The sequence below is a fragment of the Vibrio fluminensis genome (assembly GCF_015278125.1).
GTDB classification, from domain to species: Bacteria; Pseudomonadota; Gammaproteobacteria; order Enterobacterales; family Vibrionaceae; genus Vibrio; species Vibrio fluminensis.
The window spans coordinates 42,123-67,911 of the sequence record NZ_JADILO010000026.1 but is presented as its reverse complement, the minus strand read 5'-3'; the positions used below and the strand labels follow the sequence as shown (position 1 = coordinate 67,911).

Below are 25,789 nucleotides of genomic sequence, written 5' to 3'. Positions count from 1 at the left end.
TCGAGCATCGACAGCCTGCGTTGAGGCAATCGAACTAATTAGCGATATCTTTTACCCATTGGCTTAACCAATTGACTAAAGGTATCTCCGATTAGTCTCAGGACATAGATTTAGATGCAGCATTCTAACGACCTTGACTAGCACTGTCGAGCCGAACCCCTGCTTACATCCCTCAATATCCTAAATTCTCAACTGAATGCTACATATTTGAGCATTCATCATCTCTAACCGTGTCAGAAATGGGGACATTAATGTGTTTTTCAAGAGAAACTAGCGTTTTTTTTAATTCAAGTAATAAAAGGAGATCTAAGTCCGGTTTTACCACCCAATTTGATAACCTGCCACAACACCTTAGTAACAAAAAACGCTAGGCTAGAAGACTCTTTTTTTGACAAGGATGCCCTATGCTGCTCAACCGACGCACTTTTCTGTATTTGCTGGTGTTGTTTATGCTGTGCGCAATTCTTGGCGGGCGTTGGGTATGGAACAGCAGCTACCAGAGCCAACTTGAACAACATCAATCGCAGTTAGAACGCTTCTCGAGTCATATCATCACAAAGCTTGATAAATATGACCATTTGCCCCGCCTCCTCGCCCAAGACAGTGAAGTCATCTCTGCAGTTCTCAGCCCTAATAACTCGGCGCAAATAGACATTACCAACCGCTACCTTGAAGACGTCAACCAAGTCATCAATGCCGCAGATACTTACCTGCTCGATGCACAAGGCACCACGATTGCTGCCAGTAACTGGAACATTCAACGCAGTTTTGTCGGAAGAAACTTCGCGTGGCGTCCTTATTTTTCTCAAGCAGTTCAAGGAGAAAAAAGTCAGTATTTTGCACTCGGTTCAACCTCTGGTCAGCGGGGTTATTATTACAGTTATCCTGTCGTCTACGCCGCGGAAATTATTGGCGTAATCGTCATCAAAATGGACCTTTCGGCGATCGAAGACAATTGGCAAAGCGAGACTAACTTCTTTGTTGCTACAGACCCAAACAACATCATTTTTATGTCGAGTAATCATAAGTGGTTGTTTCACAGTCTCGCCGACCTGTCATCAGAAGTTCGTCAACAAGTACTCCGCAGCCGGCAGTTCTTAAATACCGAAATACGTTCGCTTGGCCTGTATGGCGATCTAGATAGCGATCAATCTGAACTGACTAATTTGCGTAAAGTGGGCGGACAAGGTGACTTTATTGTGACTTCTCGGCATCTAGAGGATTTACAATTAACCATTCGTATTTTGACGCCAAAGCACACCATATTGTGGTCAACATTTAGCTTTTTATTGGTACTGAGCTTGTTGTTTGCCATTCTATTCCTTTCCATTCAATTGGTTCATCAAACCCAAGTAAAACAAAGACAACTGGCGCAAATTCAATCGGAAGCCAAACAAAAGCTAGAGTTTCTCGTTATGGAGCGTACCGCTGAACTGCACGCAGAAATAAACGAACGAAGCAAAGCAGAACAAGCGCTAAGGCAGACACAAAACGAGCTAATACAGGCTGCGAAACTGGCGGTACTTGGCCAGATGTCGGCAAGCATTAGTCACGAGCTCAACAATCCGCTCGCGGCGATACGAAGCTTTGCTGACAACGGCAGACGCTTTCTGGCGAAACAGCAAACAACGCGAGTAGATGAAAATCTGGCCCGTATTTCAGCACTGACAGAACGTATGGCAAAAATCAGTGATCAACTAAAGTCGTTCACTCGCAAGTCCGACACACAAGAGAAGCAAAAACTCGCCCTCGCCCCAATGATTACCTCCGTAAAAGAGCTCATCGCGCCGCAGATAAAATCACAGCAAGCGACGCTGACAATCTCAATGTCAGAGGCGCCAATTCATGTCACCGTCAACCCAATTCAACTCGAACAAGTAATGGTGAATCTACTTAGCAATGCTATCCAAGCTGTCGGCGAGCAGCCAACGCGAGAGATTCATCTCACGGTTGAATCTCTGCCATCAAGCGTTTTAATTCATGTTGATGACAGTGGTGAAGGTATCCCAATCGCGCAAAGAGAAAAGTTATTCGAACCTTTCTATACCACCAAGAAAAATGGACTTGGTTTAGGCCTCTCTATCTCACAACAAATACTCCAAGCGATGGATGGGCAGTTGAGCATAAGTGAATCACCCCTTGGCGGAGCACGGTTCACTATCACCTTGCAGTATAAGGACAAGTAATGGAAGACGTATTCTTCATCGATGACGAAAGCGATATTCGTATTGCTATTGAACAAAGCTTTGAACTAGAAGATATCTCTGCGCGTTTTTTTGCTGACGCCGAAGAGGCTTTGATTGCAATCAAGCAATCTGGCTTACCCAAAGTGGTGGTTAGCGACATCTGTTTACCTGGGTTGTCTGGCGAGAACTTGCTCACTAGCGTCTTACATCAAGATGCCGACATACCGGTGATCTTGATTACTGGCCATGGTGATATAGAGATGGCGGTCAACGCATTACAAAATGGTGCTTACGATTTTATCGAAAAGCCTTTTGCCATTGATCGTCTTATTGATACCACCAGACGAGCCATAGAAAAACGTAACCTAACTGCAGAAAACCAAGCGCTAAAACGCAGTTTAAAAGCCAGTCAAACCCTTGGTCCACGGATTATTGGCGAAACCAACCAAATCCAACAGCTCCGTGAAACCATTTCACATATTGCTGATACCAACGCTGACATTTTGTTATTTGGCGAAACAGGTACAGGTAAAGAACTGGTCGCTCGTTCGATACACGAACAAAGCTCTCGGCGCGACAGCAACTTTGTCGCGATTAACTGTGGAGCAGTGCCTGAAAACTTAATAGAAAGTGAGTTATATGGGCATGAAAAAGGGGCATTCACCGGCGCAGATAGTAAACGAATTGGTAAATTCGAGCATGCCAATGGGGGGACGCTTTTTTTAGATGAAATCGAGTCGATGCCAATGCAGGCACAAATTCGATTGCTACGTGTGCTACAAGAACGCGTCATTGAGCGAGTGGGATCAAATCAACTCATCCCAATCGATATCCGCGTGATCGCAGCAACCAAAGTAGACTTAAACCAGGCTTCGGTTAATGGAGATTTCCGGCAAGATCTCTACTATCGCCTCAACGTTGTCACCCTCGTTCTACCTGCATTGCGTCACCGTAAAGAAGACATACCCGCGCTATTTCACCATTTCTTGCTGGTTGCCGCTGCTCGTTATGGTAAAGATGCGGCTTCTATCCCTAAAGCCGATTTACAAAGCTTAATAAGTCATGACTGGCCGGGCAACGTGCGCGAACTGCGAAATTGTGCTGAACGTTTTGTTTTGTTGGGAAAGTTGGGGGAATTTTCTAATCCACCGCGACACGATAAGACGATTCAACCTCTGTCTGAGCAAGTGGCTGAGTTTGAAAAAATGCTGATTGAGCAGGCTTTAACGGCAAATGAAGGACGAATCAACGAAACGATGCAACAGTTGCAAGTGGCGAGAAAAACCCTCTACGACAAAATGCAAAAGCATGGGTTAGATAAACAAGACTTCAAAGATTAGAAACAATTAAGGGCACAATTAAGTGCCCTTAATTTGTTTACGACAAACGTACCGCTAGAAATCGTATTTCACTGTAACCGCCCAGTTACGACCAGCTTGAGTCAGATCTTTATTCTCAACCGTTTCGCCTTTAACGTCGTTCCAGTTGTAGTATTCTTTATCCGTGAGGTTAAAGACACCAGCTCGAAGCGTTAGATCTTTAATTGGTTTGTAGTAGGCGGTTAAATCGACCACCGTTGCGCTTGAAATTGGTTGAATTTGCGCGCCTCGCTCACCCTCGGCGATGTCATCTTGCTTCTTAGCTGCGGTATAGCTTAAGTTCAACGATGTGCCCCAATTATCTGTCGAGTCAAAGTTTACTCCAACAATCGCGTTCCACGGATTCACATCATTGAGTGGTTCGCCATCACCATCTTCACCTTCTGTATAAGCGGCTGCAAATCGAGAGCTAAAGCCTTCGATGGGCATAAAGCCATCCCATGACAATTGGTTGGAAAACTCGATGCCTTTAATCTTGGCAGATTCAATATTGTTATACTGCACAATCGCTGGATTCATCGGGTTCATGAATTGCCCAGTGGTTTCGCTAGTAATGAAGTTGTCGTAATCACTATAGAAAACCGCAATTTCAGTATCAGAACGATCCGTATTATGGCGCCAACCCAACTCATAGGAGATACTTTCTTCAGCTTTCAAATCTGGATTGGGCTTACTGTAATAGCTCATTATTGGATTTCCATAAGAGTAGAACAACTCTTTGAAATCTGGAGCACGGAAGCCTTGGCTCACTTGAGCAAACAGTCGATGTTCTTGACTTAAACGATACACAGCACCGAGACGAGCGGTAAAGGCTGAATCACTAAATTTCTTATATTCGCTTGCATCATTGTTACTCGGGTTATCACTTGTATCGCCAGGATCGGTTTCAAACCAATCGTAACGAACACCTGGCGTGACTGTCAGGTTACCGATTGAAATTTGGTCTTGAAGAAACACGCCATAACGACGCTCAGATGCGCTAGGGATATAGAAGATTTCCTTATCCGCTCCAACACTATTGTACTCTTTATTGATGTTTTCAATATCTTTGTCTTGGAAAGAACCACCATAAACTACGTAGTGCTCGGTATTACCTAGACTAAAGTGCTTATCAATCTGTAGGTCAAACTGATAACCTTCATCGTTGTAGATATAGTCTTTGCGTTGACGATTAGAGTCACTATCTTTAGTGCGATGAGTCACCCCATTTTCATCTTTGCTCAAATAATCTAATTGCCACACCACCGAATCAGCTAAAGAGGCATGAACATCCCAAATGTGTTTAATGCCAACTTGATATTGTTCCGTGACATCCTCAGACGTCCCGTTGCTGTATCCAGAATAAGATTGATCCGCTTTATCGGTATTTTTTAGATAATTACCGTTAAATTCTACACGATGAGCATCGTTGAGTTGGTACTGCAACTTCACTAATAAGTTATTGGCCTCTGTATCCTGTTGATCCAAATCACCAAAATTCTCCAGCTCACTGCCATCACGACGGGTATACGCAACTAGCGTTTCAAGATCACCAATCTGATTTGCCAACGCAACAGATTCACTGAAGGTATTGTCTTTCGATGAGTAATTGAACTTGGCATGGCCGCCGAAATCTTTTCCTTGTAAAAAGTCAGCAGGATCTTTGGTTTCGAATGCGACAATGCCACCTATCGCATCAGAACCTTGTAAAGATGATGCCGCCCCTTTAACAATTTCCACGGATTTAAGTAAGTCAGTATCCACTTCTACTCGTGATGAATTAACAAAAGTGCCGCCTGATTCAAACTGGTTGCCTTGGGCAACGCCATCCACTAGCACTTTAATTCGATTACCATCAATTCCGCGAATATTGATGTTTTGTACCCCATGACGACCATTACTTTCGACCGTCACACCTGGGGTATATTTAAATAGATCATCCAAACTGGTGATCATATCTCGCTCTATCGTCTCGTCATCAATGACCGTTACTGAAGCAGCGGTATCAATCACTTGAGTATTGGTGCGAGTGGCGGTAACAACAACAGTTTCTTGCAATGAAGAGTCATCTGCATAAATTGGCGCAGACAAAAGCCCAGCAATAGCTAGAGCTAAAGGCGTTTGCTTTAACATTTTTTATTCCATTTAAAGGTTGAATGACCTGAATTAGTCTTATATTTGTGTTTTCAGGTCTTTTGAGGCTTCCATTGCTCTAGACATTACTTTTTTATTTTTCTGGCTGAATATGCCCTTCGGTTAAGTGAACAAAATCCAGAAGATCATTACCTGAGACTTCAAACGCTTGACCAAAGCCCTTTACATAGCGGCCTGAATCTGGAACCAAGCGATATAGATTGAAATCCCCAAGCTGACTGAGGTTGTCAATGATTTCGCCAAAACGCTCTCTCAGTGCATGAACCCCTTCGTACCAATCATCAGTCTGCTTTTCTACTAGCTCAGCTTTGGTGTCAAAAGTCAGTCGTTTACGCGCATAAATCTGCTTACTTTCATTCTCATCTTCGATCATCAGAATCGACACGTTACGGTTTGTTTTTAAGTTCTTCCCGTGTGCGGCAATGTCACTCACAAGGATGTAATAGCCTCGCTTATCAAACGCAAAAGGTGCGTAGGTAGCATTAGGTATACCTTGCTCACTGATCGTTGCTAGCTGTAACGTTTTTCTACTATCGCGAAATTCTTGGATCTCTGGCTCCAAACGGTTCTGTAACCGTTCACGACGAACATCCTCTCTTTGTTGCTCATCGATTTCAGTCGACTGACTTTCTAAGTTCATGCGGAAAACTCCTGTTTCATTTGCTTAAATGCTTCAATTTGTTGAGGGATAAGCTGGCGCTGCTTGTCACGTCCTAAGTAAATTTTAAATGCACACGTTCCATCTTGAGCAAAAAAGCCGATGTAATGACTTTCATTGCCTCTAAAAGGCTTACTTACCAACGCTATTTGGACAATGGTATCTAGACGTAAATGACCATGCAGTTCACCCTCTCGCCCCATCAAGTTGTAATATCCATGCGCTGCCTTACCTCGAGGGAAAGGAGCCTTAGTCTCAAAGATTGAACCGCATGAGTGAACGATAGTCGTAACATTTCCCCACTCAGGTAACTGCTCAAGAATCTGTTGCGCATGCGCTCCATCAATACGAGTAAGCATAACCTCAGGCAAAGCAAATGTGATTGCTCCCTCACTAAGCTGCAGTTGCTTGGCCATTTCAGAAATAGGCACCGAATCATCCTTCGCCAAAGCCGCGTCGACTCGCGTTTTTACTTCGCTTTCAGAGCAAGAGGTATACATACTCTCTCCTGTTTTTTTGTTTTATTTAGAATTCCGCTAGAACTCGAGAAAGACAACCAACAAGGGTTTAATTCAACTGTAGCAAATGCGGCCGAGTTTGCTGATCGCCGCTATCAAGCATTTTCCTAATTGAAATTCTTCCTGTTATTCGCAACTTAGAATCATATTTTTGTAAATAGTAATGGTGGAAATTATGTTATACAAAAGATATGATAATGCAAATGATATTTGATATCATTATTATTTGCGTGGTTTTTAACGTTATCTTATTGTAAATATGAAACATTCGAAATATCGGACGCGTACAGCTAGCGCAAATCGTTATGTTTGCCTCAGCAGGTTTTAAATCATGTCAAGCAATCACAAACGCTCACCTCATTGCGCGCAGCTTTTGTGAACAACAGAACCAATTGGAATGCAGCTCGCTCGTTAACTATCTCTAGCAAAGATATGCAGCGATCAATCTTGTTTATGGAACAACAACTATGAAAAACCTCACTCTCTTGTTAACGATGTTGATTACCGTCAGCGCAACGTTTACTCAAGCACAAGCAACCGAAAATAGGATTATTAGTGCCGGTTCTAGCATTACAGAACTGCTTGTTGCATTAGGGGCGAAAGACCAGTTGGTGGCAATTGATCTAACCAGTAAGCACTTTAATACTGAGGGCGATTTACCTGTGGTCGGCTATCACCGTAGATTATCTCCTGAAGGCTTAATGGCGCTTTCCCCTACTCACTTAATTGGTTCTCACGAAATGGGCCCTGAGACAACACTTTCCTTACTCAAAAGTGGCGGTGTTTCAGTAGAGACGGTCGCTGCAGGAGACACTGAACAAGATCTTTTTAGCCGAATTGATGCGATTGCAAAAATTACTGGAACGCAAACCAAAGCCGAAGAGCTAAAAAGCGATTTAAAAACGAAATTAGACTCGATGGCAAAACGCGATATCGATCGAGCGCCAAAGGTGGTATTTGCGCTCCTCAGTAAAGGCAGGCCTGCCACGATAGCAGGTAACAAGACAACCATTGATGTGATTATTGATCTTGCCGGAGGATTCAACCCAGCCAAAACCGAGTTGGATTCATACAAGCCTCTGTCTCAAGAAGCCATTGTAGAAATGCAACCTGAATACATTCTGGTGTCGCATCGCGATTGGAATAAGCTCGGTGGGAAAAAAGGCATCATGCAAGAGTATCCATTGCTCGTCGCAACCCCTGCGGCAGCAAACAATCACATTATCCCTGTGAATGGTAGCGCAATTGTTGGCGGTCTTGGCATTGAGAGCCTAGAACTTGCAGATGATTTATATCAGACATTCAGCCAAGCGAACTAACGTACAGTAATAACAATGAACTCTTCTAGAATGCTTTCAGCTAGAGCGCTTTGTATCGCTTCTGCTTTTCTACTATACCTTGCGACTGTGGTATCCATTACTGTAGGACCGATGAATATCAGCTTGGCCGATAGCCTCTATTCATTGCTCCCAACAGACCATGCGGATATACCTGCTCATGTCACTATGATCATCCAGCAAGTTCGCATCCCGCGCACACTATTAGCCATTGCTGTTGGCGCAATATTGGCGATCTGTGGTGCGGTATTACAAGGGCTATTTCGAAACCCACTGGCTGACCCTGGCATTATTGGTGTCTCATCAGGTGCATCTCTAGGAGCAGCAATTGCCATCGTCGCTTTTGGGGGCATTGCTGCCAACTACCCAATGTTAATGCTTCTCGGCACCGTTCCACTATTCGCGTGTCTTGGCGGTATTATTGTAACGTTCATCGTGTACAGGTTAGGAACCAGTCAAACCGGAACGTCGGTCACTATGATGCTGCTTGCCGGCATTGCTATCTCTGCTGCGGCAAATGCAGGGCTGGGGTTGCTCAACTATTTTGCCGATGATCAAGCGCTGCGTGACCTTTCTCTATGGACGATGGGGTCTTTAGCTGGTGCGAATAAACAGAGTATCTACCTCTCATTCGCCACATTGATTGTTTTGTTTTATTGCTACCGTCGTGACGCGGACAAGCTCAACGCAATGTTACTTGGTGAGTCAGAAGCGCGTCATATGGGAATCGACGTGCAATCAGTAAAAAGGCGTTTAATCGTACTGGCCGCCGCAGGCGTAGGTGTCACGGTTGCTTTAGCAGGCATCATTAGTTTTGTTGGCCTGATCGTCCCTCATCTTGCCCGCATGATGATTGGCCCAAACTACAAATCGCTATTGCCTGTGAGCATGTTACTCGGCGCTTTACTGCTCCTGTTTGCCGATATGCTGGCAAGAACCGCCGTTGCACCACTCGATATGCCAGTGGGCATTGTCACCGCATTAATTGGCACACCATTTTTCCTCTGGCTGCTGATAAAACAAAAAGGGAGAATATAGTGATGCTCTCTGCCATTTCAGCTTATAAATCAACCAACGGTGAGATGATTTCAAAGTACACCGGTACAACCACAATCGAGCTAGAGCAAATATCGGTAAGCCTTGCCAAACGTAAGATTCTCAGCAACGTAAATCTATCACTTCACCGCGGTGAATTTACCGCATTACTGGGACCAAATGGTACCGGTAAAAGTACCCTGCTAAAAGCAATCACGAATGAAGTGACACACGGCGGTTCGGTTAAAATCTATGGCCAACACCGTGATTATTGGGCAAATCAAGATCTTGCGCGCCATCTAGGTGTATTGCCACAAAGCAGCAGTTTGTCGTTTAATTTTACTGCACAGGAAGTGGTGGAACTTGGCGCCATAGGCTTGACCGCAACTAATGACGATATTAAGCATCTGATCATCAACAACATGCGTCAAACTGACGTGGATCATTTGGCAAACCGCAACTACCCCACGCTATCTGGCGGCGAGAAACAACGAGTACATCTGGCTCGAGTTCTCACTCAATTAGAACAAAGCCAAGATAATACGATTATTTTATTGGATGAACCGACATCAGCGTTAGACCTACACCATCAACATACAACGCTCTCACTTGCCAAATCACTAGCAGACAAAGGCGCAACCGTCGTAGCCGTGTTACACGATCTCAATCTAGCAGCGCAATACGCGGATCGAATGGTCATTCTCAATCAAGGTTCGATCGCCGTCGATGCGATACCGACCATCGCATTGCAACCTGATATTATCGAAGATGTTTATCAGCACAAGGTATCCATTATCCCCCACCCAGAGCTTGGACACCCTCTTGTGATCCCCTGTTAAGTGCTCAACTAGCGGAAAGGTTTGCTGTTTTTTTATCAGCAAACCTTTTTACTTAACCGCCACAAATTTTCTCGTGTTTGAGTTTTCGTAAGATTAACACTCTGAGTATATTGGCGAATTTTCGCATCTTTCCCATACTATTAAGTAATAGATAACTTTCAGGGAGTGAAAAGTTATGGGCGAGAAAACCAAAATAAAAGCGATTACTGACACCACACTGATAGATGGTGTCTACCAAACCGATTATCGCTCGGGAAAAGATCGAAGAAAAAATCGCCATGTGAAATGGCGATTTTATGAAAGGCGAATCGGACAAGATCCTCGTAACTCTCAAGTAAAAAAGATAGATGAGGAGATCTAGCTCACTCATCTATCCCGGATTACTTACTACCAATTACTTGGTTATGATTTCTGGCCCCATCAAGGTCGTTGGTAACCAAGTGGATACCCAAGGCACGTAAGTAACTATGATGAGGAAGAGGAACATCACACCAACCCACGGCAGCGCCGCTTTTACTACCTGCATCATCGACATCTTCGCGACCCCAGCAGTCACAAACAAGTTGAGACCAACCGGCGGCGTTATCATCCCTATCTCCATATTCACCACCATCATGATACCTAAGTGAATTGGGTCGATACCAAGTGCGATTGCAATAGGGAAAACCAGTGGTGCGACAATGATCAGCAGCCCTGATGGCTCCATAAACTGACCACCGATTAGCAGCAATACGTTAACCACAATCAGGAAGGTAATTGGCCCTAAACCCGCAGATAGCATCGATTCAGTAATCATTTGCGGAATGCGCTCCTCGGTAAGCACATGCTTTAGAATCAGAGCATTAGCAATGATAAACAGCAGCATAATCGTCAGCTTACCCGCTTCATACAAAGTATGTTTAGTATCTTTGTGTACAAAGGCTTGGAAGATTTTCACAATCGCAGGTTTGGTATTTTGCTTATCCGCAAACGGCCCCATGTCTTTATAGACAAAGTTAGCAATAAAGAACGAGTAAACTGCCGCAACGGCTGCCGCCTCAGTCGGCGTAAATACGCCACCGTAAATACCACCAAGGATGATGACCACCAGCAGCAAACCCCAACTCGCATCTTTTGCGGAGGCAAACATTTCGCCCCAACCGACAAAAGGCTGCTTAGGTAGGTTCTTCACACGTGCTGCGATGTAGATGGCAATCATTAACATCACACCAGCAAGTAAGCCTGGAATCACGCCACCTAGGAACATGCGACCAACCGATACGTCGGTTGCAGCGGCGTACACCACCATTACGATTGATGGCGGGATCAAAATCCCCAACGTACCGGCGTTACAAATAACCCCGGATGCAAACTCTTTCGAGTAACCATTGCGAACCATACCTGCGATAACGATACTACCAATCGCAACCACGGTGGCTGGTGATGAACCTGAAAGCGCGGCAAACATCATACACGCCACAACAGAAGCCATTGCAAGTCCACCGCGGAACCAACCCACCATAGCGATTGCAAAACGAATGATTCGTTTTGCTACACCACCGGTCGACATAAAGCTTGAAGCTAAAATAAAGAACGGGATCGCAAGTAGAGTGTAGTGCCCAGCAAAGGCATTAAAGAGTGTTTGCGCGACCGATGCCAATGACGCATCTGAATGCATCATCAAAAATAGCATACTGGACAAGCCCAGCGAGACAGCGATTGGCACACCTATCAGCATGAAGCCAATCACCATAACGAATAGCAACAAAATATCCATTATCTAGCTCTCCTTGTCGCTTTTATTATTTTTTGTATCCATTGCATCGCCTGCATCTGCAAGCTCCGCTTTCAGCGCTTCCAAATCTTCCTCAGCTTCATGACCGGCAATCAAACGATCTTGTTTGTTGGTTGCAATGTACCAAGTCACTTGAGCAAAACGGAAAGTCAGCAGTGCCATGCCAATTGGCAGAGCCATATAAGGAATAAAGCGCGGCATTTTTTCATAACGCTCGCCTTCATTAAGCCAATCGGCTAGAAATTGCAGCATCTCTGGCATTGGAATGTCATCGGTTTCGTACCAAGCGCGGTCGGTAACAAATGGGAACCAGTAGTTCCATGAACCAATGAGTAGCAAGATAGAAAACGCCAAACAGCACGCCGCTGCCAGCAAAGCGTAAACTTTACGCAGATTATCCGGCGCCATATTAATGATCACATCAACACCAATGTGAAAATGCTTTTTAACGCCATAAGAGGCACCAACAAGCACCATCCAAGCAAACATAAATACCGTGAGCTCTAATGCCCAAAGTATGTTGTCGTTAAACACATAACGAGAGATGACGTTGGCAAACGTCAATAGAGTCATTGCGCCAAGAAAAAAGGCGATAAGAGACTCTTCAATGGCGTCAGTTACCCGTCCGACTTTGGTAAAAAATGACTGTTCCATAGTTATTCGCTTCTAAATTGTTTCCCTAAAAGAGAAAAAGAAAAACAGGCCCTTATCCCGAAAACTCACATCACCTCAAAGGGGGCAAAGAGGCGATTGGAATATACCCAAGCAGCTAAAATCACTCGGGTATAAAAAGGACCTAAAATTATATTTGAAGATTAATTATTAGAATCTAGAGCGGCTTGGATTAGATCAGTGCCGATATCTTTCTCGAACTTATTCCAAACAGGTTGTAAAGCTGTTACCCACTGTTGGCGCTGTTCTGGAGTAAGCGTACGCACTACACCACCCGCTTCAATGATGTTGGCTTTGTTCTGGTTATTTACCTTGGTAGACTCAGCATTACGTGTTGCTGTCACTTCTTGAATAATCGTGTTTAGCTGTTCACGCTGATCCGCTGGTAGACCTTTCCAGAAATCCGTAGAAGTCACGACTAGGTAATCAAGAATACCGTGGTTGGTTTCAGTAATACCGTCTTGAACTTCGAAAAACTTCTTACCGTAGATGTTTGACCAAGTGTTCTCTTGACCGTCGATAACTTTAGTTTGCAGACCGCCGTACACTTCTTTAAATGACATCTTCTGTGGGTTTGCGCCTAGCTGTTCAAACTGTGCGACCAATACATCGGATGCTTGTACACGGAACTTCAATCCTTCCGCATCTTGAGGAGTCAGTAGTGGCTTATTCGCCGACATCTGCTTCATGCCGTTATGCCAAAACGCAAGGCCTTGCAGACCGCGACGGTTCATCGCATTTTTCAGCTTCTCACCTGATTCCGAGTTTTGGAAACGGTCAACCGCATCCACATCTTCAAACAGGAATGGAAGGTCAAAGATACGGTACTTTTTCGTGAACTTTTCAAACTTAGAGAGAGAAGGGGCAGCAAGTTGCACATCACCGTTTAGTAGCGCTTCGAGTACTTTGTTATCATCGTATAGCGTTGAGTTTGGAAAAACCTGCATACACAGTTTGCCATTCATCTCATCGTTTACACGCTGTTCCAGTAGTGAAGCGGCTATGCCTTTAGGGTGCTTATCTGTATTGGTTACATGGCTGAACTTAATCACTGTCTCGCCAGGGTCACAAGCGGCCATCGCATTAAAACTTGTCGCTGCCAGTACAGATACGGATAGTAGGGTCAAAGGCTTAAACATTATTATTCTCCTTGTTAAGTGGACAACCCCATCACTGGGTGTTGATGCTTAACTAAGGGCAATAACTAAGCCAACTTAGTTAACTAAATGTTAAATCATTATTTAACAAATAGTTAACTTATTGTATTTGTACGATTGCTAGCGATCGTTCTTAGGGATGCAAAATAAATGGGTAGATTTTCACCCATTAAAAATAACAAATGGGTGAAAGTCCCACCACGTTGCGAAAGATATCAAACTCAAGAATATTTTTTAGAATGAAGCCTTACAGCATCAATCTTACTTGGAGTCAGCAATTAACCGGCGCTCAACCTAAGCTCACTACTCGCATCAAAAAACACCGCTTTCGTCATATCAAATTTTAGTGGTACCACCTGCCCTGTTTGAGCGACAAAATCCGGAGCTAAGCGACAGGCCACTTCTTCTCCGTTGAGGCTAAACATCGCAATGGTATCAGGGCCCGTAGGCTCCAACACATCAAGCGATAGCGAAATACTTGGCTCTATCGCAGATTCATTATCTAAATGATTGAGCTCACAAGTGATATGCTCAGGTCGCAAGCCAATCACGATCTCCCGATTAGCATGTTCAGCTAGCCAGCTGGGTAACATCAATCGCTGCTTAGCACCTGCATGGTCGTGCACCTCAATAAATGGTTGTTTCTCCGCACTTAAACACACAACCTCTCGGATAAAGTTCATCGATGGAGAGCCCATAAAACTGGCAACAAACATATTATTAGGGGTTGCGTAGATTTCATTAGGTGTACCTAATTGCTGCACTTCCCCATCTTTCATCACCGCAATACGGTCTGCAAGGGTCATCGCTTCAATTTGATCATGTGTCACGTACACTATCGTGGTATTCAGTTGCTGATGCAGACGCTTTATTTGATGACGCATTTCTACCCTAAGTTTTGCGTCAAGGTTAGACAATGGCTCATCGAACAAATAGAGTTTGGGCCTACGGGCAAGTGCGCGCCCCATGGCGACGCGCTGTCGCTGTCCACCAGACAGTTGTGAAGGCTTGCGATCAAGTAAATGATCAATCTGCAGCATCTTGGCAACCCGCTGTACTTCAGCATTGATCTCTTTGTCTGCCATCTTGCGGATCTTCAAACCAAAAGCGATATTGCCATAGACCGTCATGTTGGGATAAAGCGCATACGACTGAAACACCATCGCGATATCACGATCTTTCGGCTCCACTTGAGACACTTCGCGCCCATCAATCACAATATGCCCTGAGCTGATATCCTCCAGCCCCGCAATGGTGTTCATTAGGGTCGATTTACCACATCCAGATGGACCAACTAAAATCAAAAACTCACCGGACTCAATACTAATATCGATACCTTTCAAGGTCTCTTGAGCGGCTTTCGGATAAGTTTTACGTATCTGTTTTAAATCTAAAGTTGCCATGTGTTATCCCTTCACTGAACCTGCTGTTAATCCGCGTACAAAATACTTTCCTGCTAAAACGTACACCACTAAAGTGGGCAGACCGGCGATAATCGCTGCAGCCATATCAACGTTATACTCTTTCACGCCAGTACTGGTGTTGACCAAGTTGTTTAATGCAACCGTGATTGGCTGAGTATCCGAGCCGGAATAGACCACACCGAACAAAAAATCATTCCAAATCGATGTAAACTGCCAGATCACGGTCACCATGATGATCGGCGTCGAGAGTGGCAGCAAAATCTTAAAGAAAATGGTAAAAAAGCCTGCGCCATCGAGCTTGGCCGCTTTGATCAACTCATCTGGAATGCCGACATAAAAGTTTCTAAAAAACAGAGTCGTAAACGCAGCGCCATAAATGATATGCACCATCGCAAGCCCGGTAGTGGTATTGGCCAAGCCAAGCTTGCCCAGCACAGCAGCCATTGGCAGCAAGATCACTTGAAAAGGAATAAAGCAACCAAAAAGCAGCAGACTGAAGAATAGGTTTGAGCCGCGAAACTGCCATTTGGTCACAACGTAACCATTAAATGCGCCAATTAAGGTCGAAACAATCACCGCTGGAACCACCATTTGAAATGAGTTCCAAAAGTAACCTTTTACTCCTTCACAAGTAATGCCGGTACATGCCCCGCCCCACGCTTTATACCAAGCATCAAAAACCCACTCGGTAGGTAAACTCATTAAGTTGCCCGATTTAATATCTGGTAAGGTTTTAAGTGAAGTGATCACCATGACAAATAATGGCATCAAATACACTAAGCAAAACGCAATCAACAAGCAGTAGAGGAACAGTCGCGAGAATTGAACGTTATTCATGACTTTTTCTCCCTAAGCTCGGAATAAAGGTATGGCACCAAAATCGCCAAGATGCCGGCTAACATCATCATGGCACTGGCGGCCCCCAAACCGATTTGACCGCGGGTAAAGGAATGCGCATACATAAACAGTGCTGGTAAGTCCGATGAATAACCAGGTCCACCAGCGGTCATGACCGTCACTAAGTCAAAACTCTTAATCGCAATATGGGAGGTAATAATCACCGCACTTAAAAATACCGGGCGTAAGCAAGGCAAGATAATACGCCAATAAATCGTCGGTAAGCTGGCACCATCAATTTGTGCGGCTTTGATAATTGACGCATCAATGCCACGAAGCCCAGCCAAAAACATCGCCATGACAAACCCCGAGGATTGCCATACTGCGGCTATCACTAAGGTGTAAACGGACATTTCTGAATCGACTAGCCAGTCAAATTTGAATGACTCAAATCCCCAGTCATGGAACAACTTTTCTAACCCTAAGCCTGGATTCAATATCCATTTCCAAGCGGTGCCTGTAACGATAAATGACAACGCCATTGGATAGAGATAGATGGTGCGAATCGCGCCTTCTTGACGAATATTCTGGTCCAGTAAAATCGCTAACATAACGCCAAGCGCAATCGAAATAACGATGAATAGCACACCAAATATACCCAAATTAGCAATCGATGTGAGCCAGCGATCGTTGTCCATCAGCTTTTCATACTGAGCAAAACCTACAAAATTAAAACTGGGTAAAAACCGAGAATTGGTCATAGAGAGTATTGCCGTCCAAAAGATGTACCCATAGATGCACACCACCGTAATCAGCATAGTGGGTGCGAGTACAATTTTTGGAAGCCAATGCTGTAAACGGTCGGCAAAACTCGGCCTAGCCACTGGGTGAGTCACCGAGTGGTTGATTGTCTGTTCCATAAAAAATCCTAGCGAAAATAAAGCAAGCCAAGGAGAGAATAGTTAGACTTTCTCAAGCCTAACTATTAGGAGGAATTTGCGAAATTAGATCGCCGCTTTAACCGCTTTTGCTAACTGATTCGCCGCTTGTTTCGGATCCGCGTTATCATCATTGAAGAAGTTGGTTACTACATCAAAGATCGCCCCTTGCGCGTAGCTAGTAGTCGCCATACCGTGCGCCATACTTGGAACTAAGTCACCGGTTTTGGCGGTCGACTTAAAGTCAGACATTGAATCTAAAGCACAGGAGTCAAACTTCGACATATCCATATCGAGGCGGACAGGAATCGAGCCTTTATTGAGGTTGAATACCTCTTGGAACTTAGGATCTAAAATGGTTTTCGCCAACGCTTTCTGCGCTTTACGGCTCTTTTCATCGCTTAACTCAAAGAATGCGAAACTATCAACATTATGGGTAAATTGCCCTGCCGTACCAGGCGCGGGGACACAGACGTAATCTTTACCAGCCACTTTGCCGGCGGCAGAAAACTCGCCTTTCGCCCAGTCACCCATAATCTGCATTGCTGCTTCACCATTGATCACCATTGATGTTGCGACGTTCCAGTCACGCCCTGGCGAGTTTGCGTCAATATAGTCGCGCATCTTTTTAAACTGAGTGAACACTTGCACCATCTTGTCACCAGAAAGTACATCCATATCTAACTCAACAAACGCCTTCTTATAATCGCTACTGCCCAAAACATCGAGAGCCACCGCTTCAAACACCGTTGCGTCTTGCCAAGGTTGGCCACCATGAGCAAGTGGAATGATGCCAGCAGCTTTTAGTTTATCGCCTGCGGCAAAGAACTCTTCTAAAGTGGTTGGTACTTTGGCGCCAGCTTTTTCAAAGGCAACTGGATTGGCCCATAACCAGTTTACACGGTGGACATTGACTGGCACGGCAACAAAACCATTGTTGTATTTCATGATATCAGTCACCATTGGCGGCACTGCTTTTTCCCAACCTCCTTGCTCGGCGACATCATCCAAGTTAGTCAAAAAGCCCAATCCGCCCCATTCTTGAATATCATGACCGACAATTTGTGCAGCCGATGGCGGATTGCCCGATACCGCGCGCGTTTTCAGAACTGTCATTGCGCTTTCACCGCCCCCGCCTGCTACAGCGAAATCTTTCCAATCGTGACCTTGCTCTTCAAGCATATCTTTTAGTTCATTGAGTGCTTTCGCCTCACCACCGGAAGTCCACCAGTGGAGTACTTCTACTTCACCGGCATTTACCACAGAAGAGGCAGTTAAAAGAGAAAGAGTCAGTAGGGTTTTGTTCAGTTTCATCGTTATCTTCCTTGTCAGGACTAGACTTTAAACGCCAGTGTGAAAACACCTCCCTGCGCGGTATTTTGCGCGTTTTCTTACACTTGGAGCTCGTTTGTTATGTTCGACATTGAGTCTAACCAATTGAAAACAAGCCGTTTGAAACAAATCGTAAAAACACAGTAACATTCCTGTTACATTAACCATCTAAGCCTGATGGAACAAAGAGTTCGACATGCAGCCCACCTTGAGGGCGATTGCTTAAAATGAGATCTCCACCATGCCCATGAACAATATTACGACAGATTCCCAGCCCTAACCCATGCCCCTCTAAATCTGGCTTAAGACGGCAATAAGGTTCAAATACTGCTTCAAGTAAATGATCGGGAACGCCGGGACCCTCATCTAAAATCGTCACCATCACCCCTTTATCGAGTGGCTTTGCCACCACATGCGCCTGATTGCCATATTTAACTGCGTTATCCAGCAAATTGCTGAACACTCTTTTGAGCGCTAACGGCTTTGCCATCACCAGCAAAGCCGGTTGAGCATCAATCGTTATCTTCAATTGGGTTTGATTGAACGGCTCTGCGATTGAATGCAACAAAGCAGTGATATCAATCTCCGCATTATTCTCGTGCAGATCCGTGTCTTTAACGCACTGTAAAGCGCCTTTCACTAGGATCTCTAGTTCATCGAGATCTTTATTAAATTTGTCTCGCTTGTTGTCGTCTTCAAGCAATTCACTGCGCAGTCTTAAGCGTGTAATGGGAGTTTTTAGATCGTGAGAGATAGAAGAAAACAGCTGCTCACGATCGGCAATATATCGCTGTATGCGGCGCTGCATACGATTAAATGCACGTGTCGCAGTGATTAATTCACTGGCTCCCTCTTCTTTTATCGCTGGTTGCTCAACATTTAAACTCATCTCATTCGCCGCTTTTGCTAAACGTTTTAAGGGTTTAATTTGCTGACGCATCAGCAAAAAAGTCAGCCCTAGTAGCAATGATGTTGAAATGGCCAAAAACCACCACTGCTCTTGGCTAAAAATACTGTCGTCTAAATTCATGTAGGGGGCGGGCAAAATCGCTGCTATATAAAGCCATTGATTTGCAGCAAGTTCTATCTGTACAACCAGTACAGGAGGATCAATTGGTGCCAGAGTAAGGGTATGCTGTACCCAAGATTTGGGCAGGTCGACTAAATAAAGATCGTTTTTGAGTAAACGTAAGTTTTGTCTTAAAGAGAAGTCAACATCAATAGAATTTACTCGAGGTAATTTTTGTTGCAATACGCCTTCAATCGCCCCGACAGACGCCCGCTTTAATGCATTATCTTTGATAGGCTCAACCGTCAGCTTCTGCTTATTAAATGAGACAAAGAAACGTGTTCCGCCCATATTGCGGATCTGATTAAGTACAATGTGACGATAACTAACTGGTAAAGATTCAAAGAATGTCACCGTCGAGGCAAACATATTGGCCAAGCTTTCCGATGTCGAGGTGATCCCTTCAATTTCCCGCTTTTTAGACTCTGTGTACCAAATGGTTGTCGCAATAAGTTGTGCGACAAGTGCCGCAAACAAGGTCAAAGCCAATGTTCGAGAGACTAACGAATTCATGCGCATGACTCTCTCCAACTCATTAGTGTTCGTAATTGACAGGAACAGAGAGGATATAACCATTACCACGCATGGTTTTGATATAACTAGGGTACTTACCACTGTCACCCAATCGCTGTCGCAAGCGACTTAACTGGACGTCAATCCCTCGTTCAAAAGGTAAAGCTTCTCGCCCGCGAGTCGCAACGGAAATGGTGTCGCGATCAAGCACCTCATTAGGTCGAGACAAAAACAGCATCAACAAGGTAAAGTCACTGCCTGATAGATCATGCTGCTGTTGATTATCTAGGTGGGTGAGTTTATGAGCTAACGTATCTAAACGCCAATCACCGAAAACTATCGATTTAGGTACCGCATTAACTAGCACATCTTCAGTTCGCTGGTGATTTTTCTGGCTTCGCCTCAATACGGCTTTTATTCGGGCAATTAAATGGCGAGGGCTAAATGGCTTCGCAATATAATCATCTGCGCCAATTTCCAAACCAATAATTTGATCGGTATCGTCAGAGACGGCGGTCAGCATGATAATCGGCACATCCGAATCGCGTCTGATTTGCTGACAAAGAGTAAAGCCATCATCGCCAGGTAACATGACATCCAGCAGGATTAAGTCTGGGTATGCGTGTTGTAGTTGCGCTTTAAGCTCCACACCATCTTTGACCGTACTGACTTGATAGCCTGATTTAGTGAGGTACTCATCAAGCAAATCTCGAATTTCTTGATCATCATCGACAACCAGTATGTGGGCATTCACTCACGACTTTCCATCTACAAAGGCTCATACTGGAATTTTATGATTTCACGCGCTAAGTGAGAGTAATATCTTGTCATTGTTTGAACTCACCTCAGACTTATTTCACACTTTGTTAACAATTGCATGCTGAGATAGATATTGCGCACATTTATCACTCAACGACCAATGTTATCGCCTAATTACTGAACAATTAGGAAAAACTGAGTAGCTAAAAGCACGATGAAGAACAACTTAATTGTTGTTTTAACGGTTTTGAAGGTGCATTTTCAAGTAAAGCGAAGTTTTTAGCAAACTCACCATTTCATGTCACCCAACAAGTATTTTGTTATTGGTTAAGGTGTCACTCGGCTATAAGAATTTTTTGGCCGTTGAGCGTATCGATTGGAGATAAGAGGTAGGCAATCGTTAGCCATTTTAAGTCTGTCTAATGGCTAAACTCAGACTTCAAACTAACTAATAAAATATGTGGGCGCTATAGGATAAGGGTACAATGTTAGTACCCACATACTTGATACTGCTTTACTAGATAATGTGTTGAACTAGGAAGAACACACTTACAATACCTGCCAGCGAAAAAATGCAAGTACGGCTAATCACTCCAAAATTGGAAGGTTGTATCATTTCTTGTTCTCTCATAACCACCTCACTTAATATGACATCTTAATTACAATAATATGAAAATTTGGCTAATTAACAATCAGATTTATCGTGAATTTTTTATGACAGAGCCAGAATAAGGGCTTAGTGATGGCTAAGCCCTAAAAGTATCAATTCAACCTAAAAATCGACATCTAGTTTTAGATAATAAGTACGACCAAACTCTTGTTCTTCATACTCATCTTCTGATTCATCAAGACGTTCATCTAGCAAGTTAGTAATGCCAAAACTAACAGAAAGCGCATCACTCACTTGGTAGCCAGCACCAACGTCTACAACCTCATAACCAGACAGCTGTTTGTCATCACTGTTAACTTGCTTGCCCACATAGTTAACGCCTGCAAACAAGTTCCAATTGTAGGATGGCGTCCAAGTGACCGTCGCATTCGCCAACCAATCCGGTGAATAAGTTAACTCTTCCCCTGTGGTTTTATCTTCGGTATCGATGTAAGTCGCATTCGCTGCTAAAAAGACCGTATCAGTGATATCAAACTCACTTTCTAACTCAATACCTCTGGTCTCAACCGAGTCATAGTTCACATATTGAATCAGTGGTTTTCCATCTGGTGCCGTGCCCACCGAGGTTGTTGTATCGCGATCAATAAGATCGTTAACTTGGTTGAAGAAAACGGTCCCTTGTACGAACCAACTTGGCTGATGGTAGAGTGTAGAAAACTCATAAGTCTTTGAGCTTTGCGGCTTCAAGTCTGGATTACCCACCAAGTAACAACTACCACCACAACTAATCAGGCGGAAGTTTTCATCTGATTGGAACATTGTCGGTGCTTTAAAGCCTTCTCCGTAACCACCTTTAAATGTCAAACTTTCGGTAGCATTGAAGACCAAGTACGCGCGAGGACTGATATCGCTACCAAACTGATCGTGATGAGTAAAACGCCCACTTAACGTAAGAGCTAAATCATCCGTCAAGGTTATTTCATCTTGAATATAAACGGCACTTTGACGGGCACTTGGTTTTGAAACATAGTCACGGTCATTTTCTAAAGTGGAGTAAGAAAGATCAAAGCCAGTCGTCAAGTAGTGGATTTCAGCTAACTCAAATGACACATTACCATCTAGACTATGGTTTTTTTGTTCTATCTGAGCCATACCCACTGCCGGATGCCAATGATCTTCATCAACAAAGCTTCGCTCATAGAAGTAACGTAAGTCGGAATCTCCCCAACTCCACTCGTTTTCCAATGCTAAGCCTGCCGTAAATTTACTGGTATCGTAATTACTCTCTACTAAAGAACCACGGCTAATGGCTAAATCGACGCGCTGATCATCGATGTAGCCTAAATCCAATATGACATTGGTGGAGTCGCTCGCGAGCCAGGTTAGACTTGTGTTGAGACTCGTTCTCTCTTGTTCCGAGGTAGGATTGAAGTTGTCTGTTGCGTTATCAGGGAACCACTCATCTCGCTGGCTAACATCAACCGCTGCAGTATAAAGAAGCTTATCCTCTACCACAGCGCCGCTGACAAAACCGCGGAAGTTATTAAAACCACCATCAGCTTTGGGCGCTGCATCGACTGGGTTGTCATCTTTAGGTTTGCTATAGGTAAAAGAGACATTACCTTGGGTTTCATTGGTTGGCTTCTTGAGAATAATGTTCACCACACCACCAATCGCCTCACTGCCATAGAGTGCAGACATCGGCCCACGAATCACTTCCACTCTCTCAATAGCACTCATAGGTATGCTAGATAAGTCAAAGCCAGCTCCTCGAATCACCGTTTCGCTTGAACTAATTCGGCGGCCATTGACTAGTACTAAAGCAAAGTTATCATTCGAAGAGTATTGGTTTTTCAGCCCACGAATGATGATCTTAGGTTCGCTACCTGTTGTTCTTGCAATCCTGACCCCTGCGACACTTTCTAAAGCAGTCGTAATATCAGTGGCCGGTAATCGATTAAGATCCTCTTCCGTCACCACCGTTAGCGAGGCAGGAGCATCTTGCAATGAAACCTCACTTTTTGTGGCGGTCACGACCATAACTTCCGATACATCAACGGAACTATCTTGGGCAAAAGTCGGGGCAACAACAACCCCTAGCGCTGCAACCAAAGTAGTGGGGCGCTTAAACATATCCATAATTTTTCCTTAATTAATGGTTATATAATTTTTTGTTTTTACTGAAATAAATAGTCAAGCCCGTTAGCGATAGTTACTCGCCAGCTATAGTAGTCATGTCCACTTGCGAGCTCGTCGAACTTCACGTCATAGTGTTTTTCTTGCAGTACTTGATACAACTTTCTATTGGTATCAATAATGCTTGCGCGATCTGGTTTCTGCTCAAACAGTCCTGCATTCATATAGATTTTCAGGCTGTTTTCCGGGGATTGACTGATCTGTTTGGTCAACCATTCCTTTTGCAGTCGGCTAGGCGCCCACCAAAAGGAACCCGACTGACTGAGGACATTGCCAAAGATTGCTGGATATTGGTGAGCGACGTACATCGACGCCAGCCCCCCATAACTCGAGCCTGTAAGGATGGTTTTGTTTGCAGGTGGGGCAATTTGGAATGTTTGTTTCACCCAAGGAATCAACTCGGTCGCCATAAATTCAGCAAAATCCGAATTGGGTGGCAGTTCTGTTCCACGCAATTTGCTAGTAGGATGATTGATGAAAATCGCTCGAAGTGGCGGTATTTTTTTCGCTGCAATGAGGTTGTCTAAAATTGTTGGTGTCGGAACGCGCGATAAGTATTGGTCGCCATCGAATACAATCAATAGTGGCGCATCTTTCGCTACTTGGTATTTTTGATGCGGTAAATAGACTTTAACCGAACGGGTATTGTTGAGAATATCACTCGCCAGTTGATAGGATTCAACTTGTCCTTGAGCTGAACCTAACTCCAAGGTGTATTGATCAGAAAACACATTACCGTATTCCATCGTAGATGCATCACCAAACTTATCATTTGCAGCAACGAATTTAGGTCGGATATTGAGCGGATCCGTTTGTGCTGTGGCCAGTACAGCTCGTCGCTGTTCAATCCACTCAAAGCCGGAAAGTTGCGGAACATTTGGAGCCATACGATAAGAAAGCCTGCTACCGTTTGGGACTTGGTAGCTTTTGTGCCAAATGTCACTATTCTTTAATCGTGAGAGATAAACATGGCCATCATAAGGTGCGCCAAACAGACGAACATTATGTTCATCACCTCTCCATAAAAAAGTAACGATGGCACTACCATCATGGTTGGGTTCGATTAACGGCGTACCTTTCAGCGCAATTTGTTGCCAAAACAGTTTTTCTGCATCTTCGATACCCGCAGAAAGGCTTTTGCTAACCTCAATTAATTTGGGACTAATTGGTGACTCATTCGGATTGACACTTTGATCAGATTTGAGTGATTTTTCTTCAACCACCACTTTAATTTGATTCTCTTTTTCCTGCGTAACAACTTCCAAAATATATTTACCTGGCGTTGTTGCTAGCCAAAAAATCTCACCATCACGCAAACCTTCATCGATAATTGTTTTTACGACTCGACCTTGTGAATCAACAATTCTGGCAAACGCTAACGACTTATCGCCCTCAACACTGCCGCGTATGTAGCTCGTCTCATCAACGTTTATCTCAGCTCGGTAATCATTCGATATCGTTAACGTTTCTTCAATTTCACTGACCGCGTGAACTGCTGTTGTCGTTAATGATGCTAAAAGAGAAATCACAACACTCTTCATAATAATAATTCTCACTCGCAATTGAGAATGAAAATTATAACCATGCGCGAATCTAATGAAAGGGGTGGTTATAATATTTGATCCTTATAGATCACATTACACGGTGTAACACATTACATAAGTTGCAAAATAATAAATGTCTTCTAACTTTGTATGCCTTTTAATCTACGATTTCATTCGCTAACTTAGTGAGTAGACACTGTTCAGCATCTGTAAAACGGTATTCGAAATTTTTGGCTGTAACATTTATCGATTGTCGCAGTTCAATCGGAACAGTTTGATTATTCTCCCTTAAGATTTGTAGAAACTCTTCGGTTGTTATATTGCGAACACGCTTAATCTCTTTATCAAAACCACCAATATCGGCCATCGGCGTAACAGCATCATCAGTTTTACGAAACGGGCTTTGAAACTTAGCTTCGGAGGCTTGATAATCAATATCTTCAAAACGCAACGCGGCTGCATCGGGTATAGCTTTAACTCGCATTTGACCATGCAATTTCTCCCACGTTACTGCGCACACAGACAAAGTAAACAAGGCTGGAACATTCTCAATTTTATTCGGTTGCGTCCAATTTCCTCGACTGAGTTCTCTACACAAAGATCCTAATGATTCCTCACTAATGCTTTCATAAGTGACTAAGCCCGCTTGACTCGAATAACTTAGCTTTAAGGTATCAAGCAGATAGTAAAAATGCCCCGTAAAGTGCCACTGCTTGGTACTGCCCTCAGTCGCAATAAAATCTGTCCTGTAACGCTTTTGCAGATTTTTCTTCATAAAATGAGCCATAATCCTGTGCATAACCCCTCCTCATATCACAAATTTCACATAATATAGATCCAAATGATAATAATTACCATTACGATTTATGAGGTAGCCTT

Annotated in this window: 21 protein-coding genes; 6 read left to right on the top strand and 15 right to left on the bottom strand. The window is 44.0% G+C overall.

Translation table 11 applies throughout. The features are described from left to right. Positions 1-404: 404 nt before the first annotated feature. Both IRQ95_RS16130 and IRQ95_RS16125 read left to right on the top strand, forming a co-directional pair. A complete protein-coding gene (locus IRQ95_RS16130; protein WP_194437886.1) occupies positions 405-2,186 on the top strand; it encodes a sensor histidine kinase in 1,782 nt (593 codons plus the stop codon). Further along, positions 2,186-3,526: a sigma-54-dependent transcriptional regulator gene (locus IRQ95_RS16125; protein ID WP_194437885.1), complete on the top strand. Its 1,341-nt coding sequence runs from the start codon at positions 2,186-2,188 to the stop codon at positions 3,524-3,526. Before IRQ95_RS16130 ends, IRQ95_RS16125 begins: the two co-directional genes overlap by 1 nt. A gap of 54 nt (positions 3,527-3,580) precedes the next feature. On the opposite strand, the gene IRQ95_RS16120 is transcribed toward IRQ95_RS16125, so the two are convergent. The 3 genes from IRQ95_RS16120 to hutX all read right to left on the bottom strand — a co-directional run bounded on the left by IRQ95_RS16120 (position 3,581) and on the right by hutX (position 6,856). Further along, complete coding sequence (locus tag IRQ95_RS16120; protein WP_194437884.1) at positions 3,581-5,677, bottom strand: TonB-dependent hemoglobin/transferrin/lactoferrin family receptor; 2,097 nt, start codon at positions 5,675-5,677, stop codon at positions 3,581-3,583. A gap of 94 nt (positions 5,678-5,771) precedes the next feature. Continuing rightward, complete coding sequence (gene hutZ, locus IRQ95_RS16115; protein WP_194437883.1) at positions 5,772-6,338, bottom strand: heme utilization protein HutZ; 567 nt, start codon at positions 6,336-6,338, stop codon at positions 5,772-5,774. Then, entirely contained in the window at positions 6,335-6,856 is a 522-nt protein-coding gene (hutX, locus tag IRQ95_RS16110) for a heme utilization cystosolic carrier protein HutX (RefSeq protein WP_194437882.1), read from the bottom strand. Before hutX ends, hutZ begins: the two co-directional genes overlap by 4 nt. A gap of 485 nt (positions 6,857-7,341) precedes the next feature. Here hutX and IRQ95_RS16105 point away from each other — a divergent pair, with 485 nt between their 5' ends. The 4 genes from IRQ95_RS16105 to IRQ95_RS16090 all read left to right on the top strand — a co-directional run bounded on the left by IRQ95_RS16105 (position 7,342) and on the right by IRQ95_RS16090 (position 10,446). Beyond that, entirely contained in the window at positions 7,342-8,193 is an 852-nt protein-coding gene (locus IRQ95_RS16105; RefSeq protein WP_194437881.1) for a heme/hemin ABC transporter substrate-binding protein, read from the top strand. A 15-nt stretch (positions 8,194-8,208) separates the two neighbouring features. Next, complete coding sequence (locus tag IRQ95_RS16100) at positions 8,209-9,249, top strand: FecCD family ABC transporter permease (protein ID WP_194437880.1); 1,041 nt, start codon at positions 8,209-8,211, stop codon at positions 9,247-9,249. Between the two features lie 2 nt (positions 9,250-9,251). Further along, positions 9,252-10,085 carry a heme ABC transporter ATP-binding protein gene (locus tag IRQ95_RS16095; protein WP_194437899.1) on the top strand — a complete coding sequence of 278 codons (834 nt, stop codon included), beginning with the start codon at positions 9,252-9,254 and terminating at the stop codon, positions 10,083-10,085. Between the two features lie 175 nt (positions 10,086-10,260). Further along, positions 10,261-10,446 (top strand): hypothetical protein, encoded by a 186-nt coding sequence (locus tag IRQ95_RS16090; RefSeq protein ID WP_194437879.1) that lies wholly within the window; start codon positions 10,261-10,263, stop codon positions 10,444-10,446. 33 nt (positions 10,447-10,479) lie between these two features. On the opposite strand, the gene IRQ95_RS16085 is transcribed toward IRQ95_RS16090, so the two are convergent. From IRQ95_RS16085 to IRQ95_RS16030, 12 genes are all read right to left on the bottom strand, one after another. Next, positions 10,480-11,841, bottom strand: a complete 1,362-nt coding sequence (locus tag IRQ95_RS16085; RefSeq protein ID WP_194437878.1) for a TRAP transporter large permease — start codon at positions 11,839-11,841, stop codon at positions 10,480-10,482. A 3-nt stretch (positions 11,842-11,844) separates the two neighbouring features. Then, complete coding sequence (locus IRQ95_RS16080; RefSeq protein WP_123783544.1) at positions 11,845-12,513, bottom strand: TRAP transporter small permease; 669 nt, start codon at positions 12,511-12,513, stop codon at positions 11,845-11,847. Between the two features lie 161 nt (positions 12,514-12,674). Next, on the bottom strand, positions 12,675-13,670 hold the full coding sequence (locus tag IRQ95_RS16075) for a TRAP transporter substrate-binding protein (RefSeq protein WP_194437877.1): 996 nt from the start codon (positions 13,668-13,670) through the stop codon (positions 12,675-12,677). Positions 13,671-13,966: 296 nt separating this feature from the next. Then, positions 13,967-15,091, bottom strand: a complete 1,125-nt coding sequence (locus IRQ95_RS16070) for an ABC transporter ATP-binding protein (protein ID WP_194437876.1) — start codon at positions 15,089-15,091, stop codon at positions 13,967-13,969. A gap of 3 nt (positions 15,092-15,094) precedes the next feature. Then, positions 15,095-15,949, bottom strand: coding sequence for a carbohydrate ABC transporter permease (locus IRQ95_RS16065; RefSeq protein ID WP_123783541.1), 855 nt, complete (start codon positions 15,947-15,949; stop codon positions 15,095-15,097). After that, on the bottom strand, positions 15,946-16,869 hold the full coding sequence (locus tag IRQ95_RS16060) for a carbohydrate ABC transporter permease (protein WP_194437875.1): 924 nt from the start codon (positions 16,867-16,869) through the stop codon (positions 15,946-15,948). The genes IRQ95_RS16065 and IRQ95_RS16060 overlap by 4 nt, the downstream gene beginning before the upstream one ends. A gap of 84 nt (positions 16,870-16,953) precedes the next feature. Then, positions 16,954-18,201: an ABC transporter substrate-binding protein gene (locus tag IRQ95_RS16055; RefSeq protein WP_194437874.1), complete on the bottom strand. Its 1,248-nt coding sequence runs from the start codon at positions 18,199-18,201 to the stop codon at positions 16,954-16,956. 178 nt (positions 18,202-18,379) lie between these two features. Then, entirely contained in the window at positions 18,380-19,807 is a 1,428-nt protein-coding gene (locus tag IRQ95_RS16050; protein ID WP_228481454.1) for an ATP-binding protein, read from the bottom strand. Positions 19,808-19,823: 16 nt separating this feature from the next. After that, positions 19,824-20,555: a response regulator gene (locus IRQ95_RS16045; RefSeq protein ID WP_194437872.1), complete on the bottom strand. Its 732-nt coding sequence runs from the start codon at positions 20,553-20,555 to the stop codon at positions 19,824-19,826. Positions 20,556-21,332: 777 nt separating this feature from the next. Further along, positions 21,333-23,309, bottom strand: a complete 1,977-nt coding sequence (locus IRQ95_RS16040; protein ID WP_194437871.1) for a TonB-dependent receptor domain-containing protein — start codon at positions 23,307-23,309, stop codon at positions 21,333-21,335. Between the two features lie 38 nt (positions 23,310-23,347). Then, positions 23,348-24,895 carry an alpha/beta hydrolase-fold protein gene (locus tag IRQ95_RS16035; RefSeq protein WP_194437870.1) on the bottom strand — a complete coding sequence of 516 codons (1,548 nt, stop codon included), beginning with the start codon at positions 24,893-24,895 and terminating at the stop codon, positions 23,348-23,350. Between the two features lie 172 nt (positions 24,896-25,067). Beyond that, positions 25,068-25,685, bottom strand: a complete 618-nt coding sequence (locus IRQ95_RS16030; RefSeq protein WP_194437869.1) for a hypothetical protein — start codon at positions 25,683-25,685, stop codon at positions 25,068-25,070. Between the last annotated feature and the right edge of the window lie 104 nt (positions 25,686-25,789).